The 15,352-nt window shown below is 62.9% G+C and carries 9 protein-coding genes; 5 read left to right on the forward strand and 4 right to left on the reverse strand.

What is annotated here, in order from left to right:
- The first annotated feature begins 221 nt into the window (after positions 1–221).
- Positions 222–986 carry a GntR family transcriptional regulator gene (locus tag J4E53_RS10660; RefSeq protein ID WP_003183531.1) on the forward strand — a complete coding sequence of 255 codons (765 nt, stop codon included), beginning with the start codon at positions 222–224 and terminating at the stop codon, positions 984–986.
- A gap of 122 nt (positions 987–1,108) precedes the next feature.
- Here J4E53_RS10660 and guaD read toward each other — a convergent pair whose 3' ends face one another.
- From guaD to xdhA, 4 genes are all read right to left on the reverse strand, one after another.
- Positions 1,109–2,413: a guanine deaminase gene (guaD, locus tag J4E53_RS10665; protein ID WP_060738451.1), complete on the reverse strand. Its 1,305-nt coding sequence runs from the start codon at positions 2,411–2,413 to the stop codon at positions 1,109–1,111.
- A gap of 19 nt (positions 2,414–2,432) precedes the next feature.
- Positions 2,433–3,275 carry a xanthine dehydrogenase accessory protein XdhC gene (gene xdhC, locus J4E53_RS10670; protein WP_103308508.1) on the reverse strand — a complete coding sequence of 281 codons (843 nt, stop codon included), beginning with the start codon at positions 3,273–3,275 and terminating at the stop codon, positions 2,433–2,435.
- Positions 3,276–3,402: 127 nt separating this feature from the next.
- Positions 3,403–5,802 (reverse strand): xanthine dehydrogenase molybdopterin binding subunit, encoded by a 2,400-nt coding sequence (gene xdhB / locus J4E53_RS10675; protein WP_060738449.1) that lies wholly within the window; start codon positions 5,800–5,802, stop codon positions 3,403–3,405.
- Complete coding sequence (gene xdhA, locus J4E53_RS10680; RefSeq protein ID WP_103308509.1) at positions 5,795–7,249, reverse strand: xanthine dehydrogenase small subunit; 1,455 nt, start codon at positions 7,247–7,249, stop codon at positions 5,795–5,797. The genes xdhB and xdhA overlap by 8 nt, the downstream gene beginning before the upstream one ends.
- Before the next feature lie 370 nt (positions 7,250–7,619).
- Between xdhA and J4E53_RS10685 the strand changes: the two genes are divergently transcribed.
- From J4E53_RS10685 to ligA, 4 genes are all read left to right on the forward strand, one after another.
- Positions 7,620–8,279, forward strand: a complete 660-nt coding sequence (locus J4E53_RS10685; RefSeq protein WP_060738447.1) for a GntR family transcriptional regulator — start codon at positions 7,620–7,622, stop codon at positions 8,277–8,279.
- 1 nt (position 8,280) lies between these two features.
- The gene (gene smc / locus J4E53_RS10690; protein WP_060738446.1) at positions 8,281–11,769 is read left to right on the forward strand and encodes a chromosome segregation protein SMC; all 3,489 of its coding nucleotides are present in this window, start codon (positions 8,281–8,283) and stop codon (positions 11,767–11,769) included.
- 258 nt (positions 11,770–12,027) lie between these two features.
- The gene (gene zipA, locus J4E53_RS10695) at positions 12,028–12,873 is read left to right on the forward strand and encodes a cell division protein ZipA (protein ID WP_060738445.1); all 846 of its coding nucleotides are present in this window, start codon (positions 12,028–12,030) and stop codon (positions 12,871–12,873) included.
- A gap of 133 nt (positions 12,874–13,006) precedes the next feature.
- On the forward strand, positions 13,007–15,352 hold a 2,346-nt coding region (gene ligA / locus J4E53_RS10700), incomplete at its 3' end, for an NAD-dependent DNA ligase LigA (RefSeq protein WP_207268134.1).

Consider the following 15,352-nt stretch of genomic DNA (forward strand, 5'->3'; position numbering starts at 1 on the left):
CAAGCCTTGCTCCCACAGGTGTCACAGAATGGTGGGTTTAAGCCTAAACTCAACCCAACTGCCGATTGCAATACAGCCATGCCCGCAAACAGCCGTACAGTCGTGTTGCCATCAGAGGTTGTGTACAATCGAGCTGTTTTTTACGCGATACTTGCCAGCGACCCGCTGTGCCGTATTACAGTCACGGTCAATTCGCCGCAGTTCTCCCGACTCGAGTGCCCATGAACGAACAGTTGCAGCCCCTCAAGAAACAACCGCGAGCTGGTAAAGCCGGCCGCAGCGGAACCCAGGACGATATTGTCTATGCGCATATCTTCGAGGCCATCCTCGAACAACGCCTGGCGCCCGGTACCAAGTTGAGCGAAGAGGCGCTGGGGGAAATTTTCGGGGTCAGCCGCACGATCATCCGCCGGGCGTTGTCACGCCTGGCCCACGAAGGCGTGGTGTTGCTGCGGCCCAATCGCGGTGCCGTGGTGGCCAGCCCCAGTGTCGAAGAGGCTCGCCAGGTGTTCATGGCCCGGCGCCTGGTGGAGCGGGCGATCACCGAACTGGCGGTGCAGCACGCCACGGCCGAACAACTGGCTGAGCTGCGGCAGATGGTCAGCGATGAGCGTGACAGTTTCTCCCGTGGCGACCGCGGCGCCGGTATCCGTTTGTCGGGCGAGTTCCACCTCAAGCTGGCCGAAGCGGCGAAGAATGCACCGCTGATCAGTTTCCAGCGCAGCCTCGTGTCCCAGACGTCGCTGATCATCGCCCAGTACGAAAGCGGCAACCGCTCCCACTGTTCCTACGACGAACACACCCAGTTGATCGACGCCATCGAGGCGCGCGATGCGACGTTGGCGGTGGACCTGATGATGCATCACATGGACCACATCGACAGCAAACTCAACCTCGACGAAGAAAGTGCGTCGGATGACTTGCACGCGGTGTTCTCGCATTTGTTGCAGAGCAAGAAGCCGGGGCGGTCGACGGCCAAGCTCTGAGGGTTGAATCAGTCATACCGTCCATCGCGAGCAAGCTCGCTCCCACAGTGGATTTGTGTTGTTCACATAACCCTTGTGGGAGCGAGCTTGCTCGCGATAGCGATCCAACAGGCGCTGAAACTTTAGCGCTGATGAACCAATTTACCGGCCGCATAAGTCTGCGCCACCGTCCGGTCATCCCCCAACGTCATCAACACGAACAACCGCTCGGCAATGTCCCTGGCCTGCTTCAGGCGATAGCCCAGCAGCGGCGTGGCGTTGTAGTCCAGCACCAGGAAGTCCGCATCCGTACCCGGTTGCAACGTGCCGATCTTGTCCTCCAGGCGCAAGGCCCGGGCGCCGCCGAGGGTGGCCAGGTACAGCGACTTGAACGGGCTCAGCCGCGCCCCTTGTAACTGCATCACCTTGTAGGCTTCGTTCAGGGTGTGCAGCAGCGAAAAACTGGTGCCGCCACCGACGTCTGTACCCAACCCTACGTTCACCTTGTGCTTCTCGGCCATCGGCAGGTTGAACAGGCCGCTGCCGAGGAAAAAGTTCGAGGTCGGGCAGAAGGCGATGGCCGAACCGGTCTCGGCCAGGCGCGCGCATTCGTCGTCGCACAGGTGCACGCCGTGGGCGAACACCGAGCGCTCGCCGAGCAACTGGTAGTGATCGTAGACGTCCAGGTAACCCTTGCGCTCCGGGAACAGTTCCTTGACCCACTGCACTTCCTGCAGGTTCTCGCTGATGTGGGTCTGCATGTACAAGTCGGGGTATTCCCCCAGCAACTGACCGGCCAGGGCCAGCTGTTCCGGGGTGCTGGTGGGCGCGAAGCGTGGGGTCACGGCGTAGTGCAGGCGACCCTTGCCGTGCCAGCGCTCGATCAGCGCCTTGCTCTCGGTGTAGCTGGATTCGGCGGTGTCGGTCAGGTAGTCCGGGGCGTTGCGGTCCATCATCACCTTGCCGGCGATCATCCGCAGGTCGAGCTTCTGGGCCACTTCGAAAAACGCGTTCACCGACTGCGGGTGCACGCTGCCGAACACCAGCGCGGTGGTGGTGCCGTTGCGCAGCAATTCCTTGACGAAAATATCCGCCACCGCGTCGGCGTGGGCCTTGTCGGCGAACTGGCTTTCACAGGGGAAGGTGTAGGTGTTGAGCCAGTCCAACAGTTGTTCGCCATAGGCGCCGACCATGCCGGTTTGTGGCAGGTGGATGTGGGTGTCGATCAAACCTGGGGTGATCAGCGCGTCCGGGTAATGGGCGATTTCGATATCCGCCGCCAGGGTTGGCAGCAGGTCATAGGCGTGGCCGATGGCGCTGATCTGGCCGTTCTCTACCACCAGCAAACCGTCTTCGAAATATTCATAGGACGCCTCGATACCCACTTCGGCCGGGTCGGCGAGGCTGTGGAGCAGGGCGGCGCGGTAGGCTTTGCGTGTCAGGGGCATGGGAATTCTCAACGAGTGTTCAACGGTTCGCCTGGCTGCGGCGCGAGGCCGGCAGCAGCTTGGCAATCGGTTCGGCGCGCACGGTGTGCTGGCCGAAATCGGCGTTATAGGTGGCGATGATTTCGCCGGCGATGGAGATGGCGATTTCCACAGGCAACTTGCCTTTGACTTCGCCGATGCCCATCGGGCAACGCATGCGTTGCAAGGTGGCGCTGTCGAAACCACGATCGCGCAGGCGATGTTCGAACTTGACCCGTTTGGTCTTCGAGCCGATCAGGCCGAAGTAGGCAAAGTCGTTGCGCTTGAGGATCGCGGCGCTCAGTTCCAGGTCGAGCTGATGGTTGTGGGTCATGACGATGCAGTAGCTGCCGGCGGGCAATTCGTCGACTTCATCCAGGGGCTCTTCGGTGACGATCTTGCGTACGCCGTGGGGCAATTGTTCGGGGAATTCCGCCTCCCGCGAATCGATCCAGCGCACCTTGCAGGGCAGGCTCGCCAGCAGTGGCACCAGGGCGCGGCCGACATGGCCGGCGCCAAACACGGCGATCTGCGCCTGGACCTGGCCCATGGGTTCGAACAGCAACACGGTGACGCCGCCGCAGCACTGGCCCAGGCTCGCACCGAGGCTGAAGCGCTCCAGATGGGTATTCTGCTGGCCGCTGGCGAGCATGTTCCGGGCGATTTCCATGGCCTTGTATTCCAGGTGGCCGCCACCGATGGTGTCGAACGTCTGGCTGGCGCTGATGACCATCTTCGAACCGGCGTTGCGCGGGGTGGAGCCGAGTTCTTCGATGATCGTCACCAGCACACAGGGTTCGCCGCGGGTTTGCAGGTCGGCGAGGGCGCTGATCCAGTTGTACATATTCCACCTCGACATCTGTTTTGTCTGTTCCGGCCTCATCGCGAGCAAGCCCGGCTCCCACAGAGGACCTCAGGGTTAACAAAACTCCTGTGGGAGCGAGCTTGCTCGCGATCGGCCGCGCCGCGGTCTAGAGCGAAGCCACTTCGACTTCCGCTTCCTCAGCCTTGACCGCCTTCAACCCCCGCATCTGCTCACACCCCCACAACACCCGCTCCGGCGTGGCCGGGGCGTCGATGTTCGGTTGATGCCGGTAATCCCCCAGGCTCGCCACGGCGTCCTTGATGGCGCACCACGCGGCGATGCCGAGCATGAACGGCGGTTCGCCCACGGCCTTGGAGTGAAACACCGTGTCTTCAGGGTTCTTGCGGTTTTCCACCAGCTTGACCCGCAGGTCCAGCGGCATGTCGGCCACGGCGGGGATCTTGTAGCTGGCCGGGCCATTGGTCATCAGCTTGCCCTTGTCGTTCCAGACCAGCTCTTCCATGGTCAGCCAGCCCATGCCCTGGATGAAACCACCCTCGACCTGGCCGATGTCGATGGCCGGGTTCAGCGAGGCGCCGACGTCGTGGAGGATGTCGGTGCGCAGCATCTTGTACTCGCCGGTGAGGGTGTCGACGATCACCTCGGCGCAGGCTGCGCCATAGGCGTAGTAGTAGAACGGCCGGCCGCGGGCCTGGCTGCGGTCGTAGTAGATTTTCGGGGTCTTGTAGAAGCCGGTGCTCGACAGCGAGACCTGGGCGAAATACGCCTGCTGCACCAGCGCCTCGAAGCTCAGGATGTGATCGCGCACCCGCACATGGCCGTTGTGGAATGCCACGTCTTCTTCGCTGACCTTGTACTGCCGCGCGGCGAACTCCACCAGGCGTCGCTTGATGGTTTCGGCGGCATTCTGCGCCGCCTTGCCATTCAGGTCGGCGCCGCTGGAGGCCGCGGTGGGCGAGGTGTTCGGCACTTTGTCGGTGTTGGTCGCGGTGATCTGCACGCGGTCCATTTCCACCTGGAACACCTCGGCCACCACCTGAGCGACCTTGGTGTTCAGGCCCTGGCCCATTTCGGTGCCGCCATGGTTGAGGTGGATGCTGCCATCGGTGTAGACGTGGATCAGCGCGCCGGCCTGGTTGAGGAAGCTGGCGGTGAACGAAATGCCGAATTTCACCGGGGTCAGCGCCAGGCCTTTTTTCAGGATCGGGCTGTTGGCGTTGTAGCGGCGGATCGCTTCGCGGCGCTCGGCGTACTGGCTGCTTTCTTCAAGCTCGGCGGTCATTTCCTCGAGCATGTTGTGCTCGACGGTCTGGTAGTAGTGGGTGACGTTGCGTTCGGTCTTGCCGTAGTAGTTGGCCTTGCGCACCGCCAGCGGATCCAGACCCAGGTGCCGGGCGATGGCATCCATCACCTCTTCGATGGCGACCATGCCTTGGGGCCCGCCGAAACCACGGTAGGCGGTGTTCGACGCGGTGTTGGTCTTGCAGCGGTGGCCGTTGATGGTGGCATCGCCCAGGTAGTAGGCGTTGTCGGCATGGAACATCGCCCGATCGACGATGGAAGCCGACAGGTCCGGCGAGCAACCGCAGTTGCCGGCCAGTTCCAGGGCGATGCCGTGCAAGCGCCCGCGGCTGTCGAAGCCCACGTCGTATTCGATGTAGAAGGGGTGGCGCTTGCCGGTCATCAGCATGTCTTCGACCCGGGGCAGGCGCATCTTGGTTGGTTGCCCGGTGAGGTGGGCGACGACCGCGCACAGGCACGCCGGGCTGGCGGCCTGGGTTTCCTTGCCGCCAAAGCCGCCGCCCATGCGGCGCATGTCCACCACGACTTTGTTCATCGACACGCCCAGCACTTCGGCCACCAGCTTCTGCACTTCGGTGGGGTTCTGGGTCGAGCAGTAGACGATCATGCCGCCGTCCTCGGTGGGCATCACCGAGGAAATCTGGGTTTCCAGGTAAAAATGCTCCTGGCCGCCGATGTGCAGCGAACCCTGGAGGCGATGTTCGGCGCTCGCCAGTGCCGTGGCCGAATCGCCACGTTGGTGGGTGTGGCTGTCGAGCACGAAATGCCGCTTGCGCAGGGCTTCGACCACATCCAGCACCGGTTCCAGGTCTTCGTATTCGACGATGGCGGCCATCGCCGCCTTGCGGGCGGTTTCCAGGTCTCTGGCGGCGACGGCCAGCACCGGTTGGCCGACGAACTGCACGTCATCGATGGCCAGCAGCGGGTCGCCGGGCAGCAGCGGGCCGATGTCCTTCAGCCCCGGAATGTCGGCATGGGTAATGGCGATGCGCACGCCTTCGAAGGCGTAGCAGGGCGCGGTATCGATGCGGATGATCCGGGCATGGGCACGGTCCGACAGCCGGGCGTAGACGTGCAACTGGTTCGGGAATTCCAGGCGGTCATCGATGTACTGCGCTTCGCCGGACACATGCTTGGCGGCGCTGTCATGCTTGACGCTGCGGCCCACGCCAGTGGTCAGGTCACGGGCGAACAGCTCGGCCAGTTCGGCTTGGGTCTTCTCTACGGCGTGATGGTTAGACATAAGCGGTCACCCGAGTCTCGATGTGCGGCGTTTGCAGTTCGATGAAGTATTTGCGCAACAGGTTGCGGGCGCTGAGCAGGCGGTATTCCTTGCTGGCGCGGAAGTCCGACAGCGGCGTGAAGTCCTCGGCCAGGGCAGCGCAGGCGCGTTCGACGGTGCTGTCGGTCCACGGCGCACCGATCAATGCGGCTTCACAATGCTTGGCACGCTTGGGTGTGGCGGCCATGCCGCCGAAGGCGACGCGGGCGTCGCGGACCACGCCGTTGTCGATGCGCAGGTTGAACGCCGCGCACACCGCGGAAATATCATCGTCCAGGCGTTTGGAGACCTTGTAGGCGCGGAACGCCTGTTCGGCACTGGCCCGGGGCACGATGATCTTCTCGATGAATTCGCTTTCCTGGCGCGCAGTGACCCGGTAGTCGATGAAATAGTCTTCCAGGGCCAGGGTGCGCCGGGTCTGGCCCTTGCACAGCACGATTTGCGCGCCGAGGGCGATCAGCAGGGGCGGCGAGTCGCCAATCGGCGAGGCGTTGCCGATGTTGCCGCCGAGGGTGCCCTGGTTGCGGATCTGCAGCGAGGCGAAGCGTTGCAGCAGTTCGCCAAAGTCCGGGTATTCGGCTTTCAAGGCTTCGTAGCAATCGGAGAGGGCGGTGGCGGCGCCGATCTCCAGGCGATCGTCGAAACGCTCGATACGCTTGAGTTCGGCGACGTTGCCCACGTAGATCATCACCGGCAGGGTGCGGTGAAATTGCGTGACTTCCAGGGCCAGGTCCGTGCCGCCGGCCAGCAGGCGCGCCTGGGGATAGGCGTCGTAGAGATCGGCCAGGTCGGCCACGGTCAGCGGCACCAGGCAACGTTTGTCGCCGCTGTTGAGCTCGCCGGTCTCGGTCGGCGCGATGGCTTTGAGGCGGGCGATGGTCTCGGCCGCGCGGGCGTCGAACTGGTCCGGTTGCTTGCCGCAGCAGGCCTGCTCGGCGGCGGCCAGGATCGGCCGATAGCCGGTGCAACGGCACAGGTTGCCGGCCAAGGCTTCGTGGGCCTTGTGGGCGTCGGGCTGCTCGCTGTTTTTTTGCAGGGCGAACAGCGACATGACGAAGCCGGGTGTGCAGAAACCGCACTGCGAACCGTGGCAATCGACCATCGCCTGCTGGACGCTGTGCAGTTGGCCCTGGTGCTTGAGGTCTTCGACGCTGATCAGTTGCTTGCCGTGCAGGGACGAGACGAAGGTCAGGCACGAATTGAGGCTGCGGTAGCGAATGCGTTCGCGGCCATTCGCGTCCGTCTCCAATTCGCCCACCACCACAGTGCACGCACCACAGTCGCCGCTGGCGCAACCTTCTTTGGTGCCTGGTTTGCCAACGTGTTCGCGCAAATAGTTGAGCACGGTCAGGTTCGGGTCCAGGGCGTGCTCGCTACGGAGTTCCTGGTTGAGTAAAAACTGGATCACGGAAGGCCTCGCAGACTCATTATTGTTGTATCGACATGGGCCTGAATTTATCAGGTCTGACTTTTCGGTCAATGATTTTCTGACTTAAAGGTCAGGAAAATTCGTTTGGTCGATGAACTGCCGTGTTTGGTCAGTATGGACCCATTGTGGGAGCGAGCTTGCTCGCTATAGCGTCGGGTCTGTCGATGCGTTCATCGGCTGGTGCACCGCCATCGCGAGCAAGCTCGCTCCCACAGGTTTGGTTCAGGATGAAAAGCTCAAACTTTTTTGCTTATATCGTGCCAAAAACCCGCTGCAGGCCCTGCGCCATGACGTATCGAGTGCGCTACACTGCGCCGCTTGTGCAAATCGAAGAGTTTGAAGGACAACCATGACGTTCAAGGCCCCGGACAGCCTCGCCGAGCAAATCGCCCACCATCTCGCCGAACGCATCATTCGCGGCGAAATGAAGCCGGGAGAGCGCATCCAGGAACAGAAGGTCACGCTGGCGCTCAATGTCAGCCGCGGCTCGGTCCGCGAAGCCTTGCTGATCCTGGAACGACGCCATTTGATCGCGATCCTGCCGCGCCGTGGCGCCCACGTCACCGAACTTACCGAACACAAGGTGCGCAGCCTCTGCGCGCTGATGAGCGAGCTGTACATCCTGCTGGGCAACGCCGTGGCCCATGGCTGGAAAGAACAGGCCGACATGGCGCCGTTCGTGGCCATCCAGCAGCGTCTCCAGGACGCCTACGCGCGCCAGGACATCCGCACCTTCGTCGATGAAAGCTTCAGCGTGATGCGCGCGGCCTATCTCTTCGCCAACAACCCGTACTTGCAGGAAACCGTCGAGAACCTGCAACCGGCCATGAGCCGTGCCTACTTCCTGGCCCTGGAGCAGCGCAAGGCGGAAATGAGCGAATTTCTCGACCTGTTCCAGCGCCTGCTCGCCGCCGTGCTGGCCCGTGATCTGCCGCAGATCCGCATCGTGCTGACGGCCTACGCCCAGCGCAGTTGCGATCTGGTGGTTGCTGCCCTGACGGCGGCCTGACGTGCGGCTCAAGTGCATCAAGTTGGCGGGGTTCAAGTCCTTCGTCGACCCGACCACGGTGAACTTCCCCAGTAACATGGCGGCGGTGGTCGGACCCAACGGTTGCGGCAAGTCGAACATCATCGACGCCGTGCGCTGGGTGATGGGCGAGAGCTCAGCCAAGAACCTGCGCGGCGAGTCGATGACCGATGTCATCTTCAACGGCTCCACCAGTCGCAAACCGGTAAGCCAGGCGAGCATCGAGCTGGTGTTCGACAACTCCGACGGCACCCTGGTGGGCGAGTACGCAGCCTATGCGGAAATCTCCATTCGTCGCAAAGTGACCCGCGACAGCCAGAACAGCTATTTCCTCAATGGCGCCAAGTGCCGGCGTCGCGACATCACCGATATTTTCCTCGGCACCGGCCTGGGCCCGCGCAGCTACTCGATCATCGAACAGGGCATGATCTCCAAGCTGATCGAAGCCAAGCCCGAGGACCTGCGCAACTTCATCGAAGAGGCTGCGGGGATCTCCAAATACAAGGAGCGGCGGCGCGAGACCGAAAACCGCATTCGTCGCACCCACGAAAACCTGGCGCGCCTGACCGACCTGCGCGAAGAGCTCGAACGTCAGCTCGAACGTCTGCACCGCCAGGCCGAGGCCGCGAAGAAGTACCAGGAATACAAGGGCGAGGAGCGCCAGCTCAAGGCCCAGCTTTCGGCCCTGCGCTGGCAGGCGTTGAACGAGCAGGTCGGCCAGCGTGAAGCGATCATTGGCAACCAGGAAGTCAGCTTCGAAGCCCTGGTGGCCGAACAGCGTAATGCGGACGCCGCCATCGAGCGCCTGCGCGACGGTCATCATGACCTGTCCGAGCGCTTCAATCTGGTGCAAGGACGCTTCTATTCGGTGGGCGGCGACATTGCCCGGGTCGAGCAGAGCATCCAGCATGGGCAGCAACGGCTGCGGCAGTTGCAGGATGACTTGAAGGAAGCCGAGCGGGCGCGCCTGGAAACCGAATCGCACCTGGGCCACGACCGCACACTGCTGTTGACCCTTGGCGAAGAGCTGGACAGGCTCACGCCGGAGCAGGAAATCACCAGTGCCGCCGCCGAAGAGGCCGCCGCGGCCCTGGAAGAAGCCGAACTGACCATGCATGGCTGGCAAGAGCAGTGGGACAGCTTCAACCTGGCCTCGGCCGAGCCGCGGCGCCAGGCTGAAGTCCAGCAGTCGCGCATCCAGCAGTTGGAAACCAGTATGGAGCGCCTGGCCGAACGCCAGCGCCGCCTGTCCGAAGAACGCGCCTTGCTCGCGGCGGACCCGGAAGACGCAGCGATCCTGGAACTGAGCGAACAACTGGCGACCAGCGAAGCCACCCTCGAAGACTTGCAGGCCAGCGAAGACGCCCAGGTCGAACGCCTTGAGCAACTGCGCCAGGCCTTGCAATTGGCCTTGCAGAACCAGCAGCAGGGCCAGGGTGAGTTGCAGCGGCTCAATGGGCGCCTGGCTTCGCTGGAGGCCTTGCAGCAAGCGGCGCTGGACCCGGGCACCGGCACCGCCGAATGGCTGCGCGACCAGCACCTGGCCGAACGCCCGCGGCTGGCCGAGGGGCTGAAGGTCGATGCCGGTTGGGAGCTGGCGGTGGAAACCGTGCTGGGGGCCGACCTGCAAGCGGTGCTGGTGGATGACTTCGGCGGCTTCGACCTGTCGGGCTTTACCCAGGGCGATCTGCGCCTGCTCAGCCCGGCCGGCGACGGAGTACGAATTCCCGGCAGCTTGCTGGACAAGGTCGAGGCCCAGGTGGACTTGTCGCCGTGGCTGGGACAGGTCAAGCCGGTGGACAGCCTTGAGCAGGCGTTGGCCCTGCGCGGGCAATTGGCGGCCGGCGAAAGCCTGATCAGTCGTGACGGGTATTGGGTCGGCCGGCATTTCCTGCGGGTGCGCCGGGCCAGCGAAGCCGAGAGCGGCATGCTCGCCCGTGGCCAGGAAATCCAGCGCCTGGGCGCCGAACGCGAAGAGCGCGAAGCCAGAGTCGAAGCCCTGGAAACCGAATTGCAAAACCTGCGGGCGCAACAGCGTCAACAGGAAAACGGCCGCGAACACCTGCGGCGGCTGTTGCAGGATGAAGCGCGCCAGCAAGGCGAGCTCAAGGCGCAGTTGTCGGCCGGCAAGGCCAAGGTCGAGCAACTGGCGCTGCGTCGCACCCGCCTGGAAGAAGAAATCACCGAGCTGGGCGAGCAGCGGGCGCTGGAGCACGAACAGATCGGTGAGGCGCGCTTGCAACTGCAAGAGGCCCTCGATGCCATGGCACTGGACACCGAGCAGCGTGAACTGCTGCTGGCCCAGCGTGACAGCTTGCGTGAGCGCCTGGATCGGGTGCGCCAGGAAGCACGCCAGCACAAGGACCACGCCCATCAGTTGGCGGTGCGCCTGGGCTCGCTCAAGGCTCAATACGATTCCACGCGCCAGGCCTTGGAACGACTGGAAATGCAGTCCGAACGCCTGACCGAAAAACGCGAGCAACTGAGCCTCAATCTGGAGGAGGGCGAGGCACCTTTGGAAGAGCTGCGCCTCAAACTCGAAGAGTTGCTCGACAAGCGCATGAGCGTCGACGAAGAACTCAAGACGGCGCAGATCGCCCTGGAGGACGCCGACCGCGAACTGCGCGACGCTGAGAAGCGCCGCAGCCAGGCCGAGCAGCAATCCCAACTGATCCGCGGCCAGATGGAACAGCAGCGCATGGAGTGGCAAGCCCTGACGGTGCGGCGCAAAGCCTTGCAGGACCAATTGCTGGAAGACGGCTACGACCTCGATGGCGTGCTCGCCACCTTGGTGGCCGGGGCGAATGAAAAGGACGCCGAGGAAGAACTGGAGCGCATTGCCCAGCGTATCCAGCGCCTGGGGGCAATCAACCTGGCGGCCATCGACGAGTACCAGCAGCAGTCCGAGCGCAAGCGCTACCTGGACGCCCAGAACGATGACCTGGTGGAAGCGCTGGAGACCCTGGAAAACGTCATCCGCAAGATCGACAAGGAAACCCGCAACCGCTTCAAGGATACCTTTGATCAGATCAACGGCGGTTTGCAGGCCCTTTTCCCAAAAGTTTTCGGTGGCGGCAGCGCCTATTTGGAACTGACGGGCGAAGATTTACTCGATACAGGGGTGACAATCATGGCGCGTCCTCCTGGCAAGAAGAACAGCACCATCCATTTGCTCTCCGGTGGCGAAAAGGCGCTGACCGCGCTGGCCCTGGTCTTTGCCATCTTCAAATTGAACCCGGCGCCGTTCTGCATGCTCGACGAAGTCGACGCGCCATTGGACGACGCCAACGTAGGCCGTTACGCACGGCTGGTGAAGGAGATGTCTGAAACGGTGCAGTTCATCTACATCACCCACAACAAGATCGCCATGGAAATGGCCGATCAGTTGATGGGGGTGACCATGCATGAGCCTGGCTGTTCGCGACTGGTGGCGGTGGATGTGGAGGAGGCCATGGCCATGGTGGATGCCTGAACAACCGGTTGTAGGGCTTCTACTTCGAACGCTGTAGGTATTTTTTACCCGGGGGGTTGATGTTCAATTCACAGATTGGGCACAAGCCTATGCGACAGACGGTGTAAAGTTATCTTTGGTCGTGCTAGTTTAATGTCAATTTTTCGTATGCGTGGGCAAAACGCCATTCAGAACATAGAGTTGGCGCCACGTTTTAAAGCGGTTTGCAAATAGCTAAGCCCCTTATTTTTCAGCATTTTTATAGAGGCACGGGATTACATGGAAATCGGTCTGCGCGAGTGGCTGATCGTCATCGGCATCATTGTCATTGCCGGTATTCTTTTCGACGGCTGGCGTCGCATGCGCGGCGGCAAGGGGAAACTGAAGTTTCGCCTGGATCGCAGCCTGTCGAACCTGCCTGATGAGGATGACAGCGCCGAACTGCTGGGCCCGCCGCGGGTGCTGGACACCCACAAGGAGCCGCAGCTGGACGAGCACGACTTGCCGTCGATGAGCGCACCTGTCCGCGAGCCACGGGAGTCGGGTTCCAAGCGCGGCAAGCGCAACAGCGAGCCGTCCCAGGGTGATTTGAACCTGAACCTCGACCTGGATGGTGGGCCGAGCTTCAGCAGTCGCGACGGCGACTTCCCGGACGAGACCAGGACCCCGAGCGCCGACAAGGACCAGGCCCAGGCTGAAGAAGTGCTGGTGATCAGCGTGATCTGCCGCGACCCGGCCGGCTTCAAGGGCCCGGCGTTGCTGCAGAACATCCTCGAAAGCGGCCTGCGTTTCGGCGAGATGGACATTTTCCACCGCCACGAAAGCATGGCCGGTAACGGCGAGGTGCTGTTCTCCATGGCCAACGCGGTCAAGCCCGGTGTGTTCGACCTCGACGACATCGATCATTTCAGCACGCCAGCGGTGAGTTTCTTCCTCGGCCTGCCGGGCCCGCGTCATCCCAAGCAAGCCTTCGACGTGATGGTGGCCGCGGCGCGCAAGCTGTCCCAGGAACTCAATGGTGAACTGAAGGATGACCAGCGCAGCGTGCTGACCGCCCAGACCATCGAGCACTACCGCCAGCGCATCGTCGAATTCGAGCGCCGGGCGCTGACCCAGAAGCGCTGAGCGATAGATGGCTCTCCTGCCCAGAGAGCTTTGTGTGGCGAGGGAGCTTGCTCCCGCTGGGGTGCGAAGCGCCCCCATGTATCAAGAAAATCGAGCAGCCTAGGCTGCTCTTTTGCTTTATGAGAGAACACCCATGAACGCCGTTGAAACCCGCATCCAAAAGCTGCGTACCGAGCTGGATCAGCACAACTACCGCTACCACGTCCTCGATGAGCCAAGCATTCCCGATGCCGAGTACGACCGCCTGTTCCACGAGCTCAAGGCCCTGGAAGAGCAGCATCCGGAACTGGTCACCAGCGACTCCCCGACCCAACGGGTCGGCAGCGTGGCGCTGTCGGCGTTCAGCCAGGTGCGCCACGAGATCCCGATGCTCAGCCTGGGCAACGCCTTCGACGAAACCACCATGCGTGAGTTCGACCGGCGGGTGACGGAAGGTCTCGACCTGCCCATGGGTGACTTGCTGGGCGGTGGCGCGGCGGTGGAGTACAGCTGCGAGCCGAAGCTCGATGGGCTGGCGGTCAGCCTGTTGTATCAGGACGGCATGCTGGTGCGCGGCGCCACGCGCGGTGACGGCACCACGGGCGAGGACATCAGCGTCAATGTGCGCACCGTGCGCAACATTCCCCTCAAGTTGCAGGGCACCGGCTGGCCGCCGCTGCTGGAAGTGCGCGGCGAGGTGTACATGTCCAAGGCCGGCTTCGAGCGCCTCAACGCCACGCAGTTGGAGGTGGGCGGCAAGACGTTTGCCAACCCGCGCAACGCGGCGGCCGGCAGCCTGCGTCAGCTCGATTCCAGGATCACGGCCAACCGGCCCCTGGAGTTCTGTTGCTACGGCATCGGCCAGGTGACGTCGGACATCGCCGACACCCACATCGGTAACCTCAAGCAACTCAAGGCCTGGGGCATGCCCATCAGCCGTGAGCTGAAACTGGCCCGCGGCATCGACGAATGCCTGGATTACTACCGTGACATCGGCGAGCGGCGCAACGCGTTGCCCTACGAGATCGACGGCGTGGTGTTCAAGGTCAACAGCATCGCCTCCCAGCGCGAGCTCGGTTTCCGCGCCCGGGAACCGCGTTGGGCCATCGCCCACAAGTTTCCCGCCACTGAAGAACTCACCGAGTTGCTGGACGTCGAGTTCCAGGTCGGCCGCACGGGCGCGGTGACTCCGGTGGCCCGACTCAAGCCGGTGAAAGTCGCCGGCGTGACCGTGGCCAACGCCACCCTGCACAACATGGATGAAGTGGCGCGCCTGGGCGTGATGATCGGCGACACCGTGATCATCCGCCGTGCCGGAGATGTGATCCCGCAGGTGGTGCAGGTCGTCTCCGAGCGCCGTCCGGAAAACGCCCGCCCGGTGGAGGTGCCCCAGCAATGTCCCGTCTGCGGCTCCCACGTCGAGCGCACGCAATTGATCAAGCGCAGCAAGGGCCGCGAAACCGTCAGCGAAGGCGCGGTGTACCGCTGCGTCGGTCGCCTGGCCTGTGGCGCGCAACTCAAGCAGGCGATCATTCACTTCGTTTCGCGTCGGGCCATGGACATCGAGGGCCTGGGCGAGAAGAGCGTCGAGCAACTGGTGGATGAGGGGCTGGTGGGTTCGCCTGCCGATCTGTATGCCTTGACCTTCGAGCAGGTGGTCGACCTGGAAGGCTTTGCCGAACTGTCGAGCAAGAACCTGCTGGCCGCCATCGTCGACAGCAAAAAACCAAGCCTGGCGCGGTTTATCTACGCCCTCGGCATTCCGGACGTGGGCGAGGAGACGGCCAAGGTCCTGGCTCGCTCCCTCGGTTCGCTGGAGCGCGTGCAGGCGGCCTTGCCCCAGGTGCTCACGTACTTGCCGGACGTCGGTCTGGAAGTCGCCCACGAGATCCACAGCTTCTTTGAAGACCCGCATAACCGCCAGGTGATCAAGGACCTGCTGCGCCATGGCCTCGAGATCCAGGACCAGGGCGAGTTGGGCGCCGAGTTTTCCGCCAGCACCACCCTGGGTGGCTTTCTCGACAAGTTGCACATTCCTTCGGTGGGGCCGGGCGGGGCGCAGAAACTGGCGGACAAGTTCGGCTCGCTCGAAGGCGTGATGAACGCCGATTGGCTGGACATGCGCCAGGCGCTGCCGGAAAAGCAGGCCAACGCCGTACGCGAGTTCTTCGCCATCGCCGCCAACCGTCAACAGGCCGAAGCGGCGCAACAGCAGTTGCGCGACTTCGGCATGCACTGGCAAAGCGAGAAGAAAGTCGTCGAAGGCTTGCCGGAGGCCGGGCACACCTGGGTGCTGACCGGTTCGCTGGAGCTGATGAGTCGTGACGTCGCCAAGGACAAGCTGGAGAGCCTGGGGGCCAAGGTGGCCGGTTCCGTGTCGGCGAAAACCCATTGCGTGGTGGCCGGGCCGGGGGCGGGTTCGAAATTGACCAAGGCAAACGAGCTGGGCCTCAAGGTGCTCGACGAAGCGGCGTTCGTGGCTTTTTTGAGTCAGCATGGC

The sequence above is a fragment of the Pseudomonas sp. FW305-28 genome (genome assembly GCF_017351395.1).
GTDB classification, from domain to species: domain Bacteria; phylum Pseudomonadota; class Gammaproteobacteria; order Pseudomonadales; family Pseudomonadaceae; genus Aquipseudomonas; species Aquipseudomonas fluorescens_AA.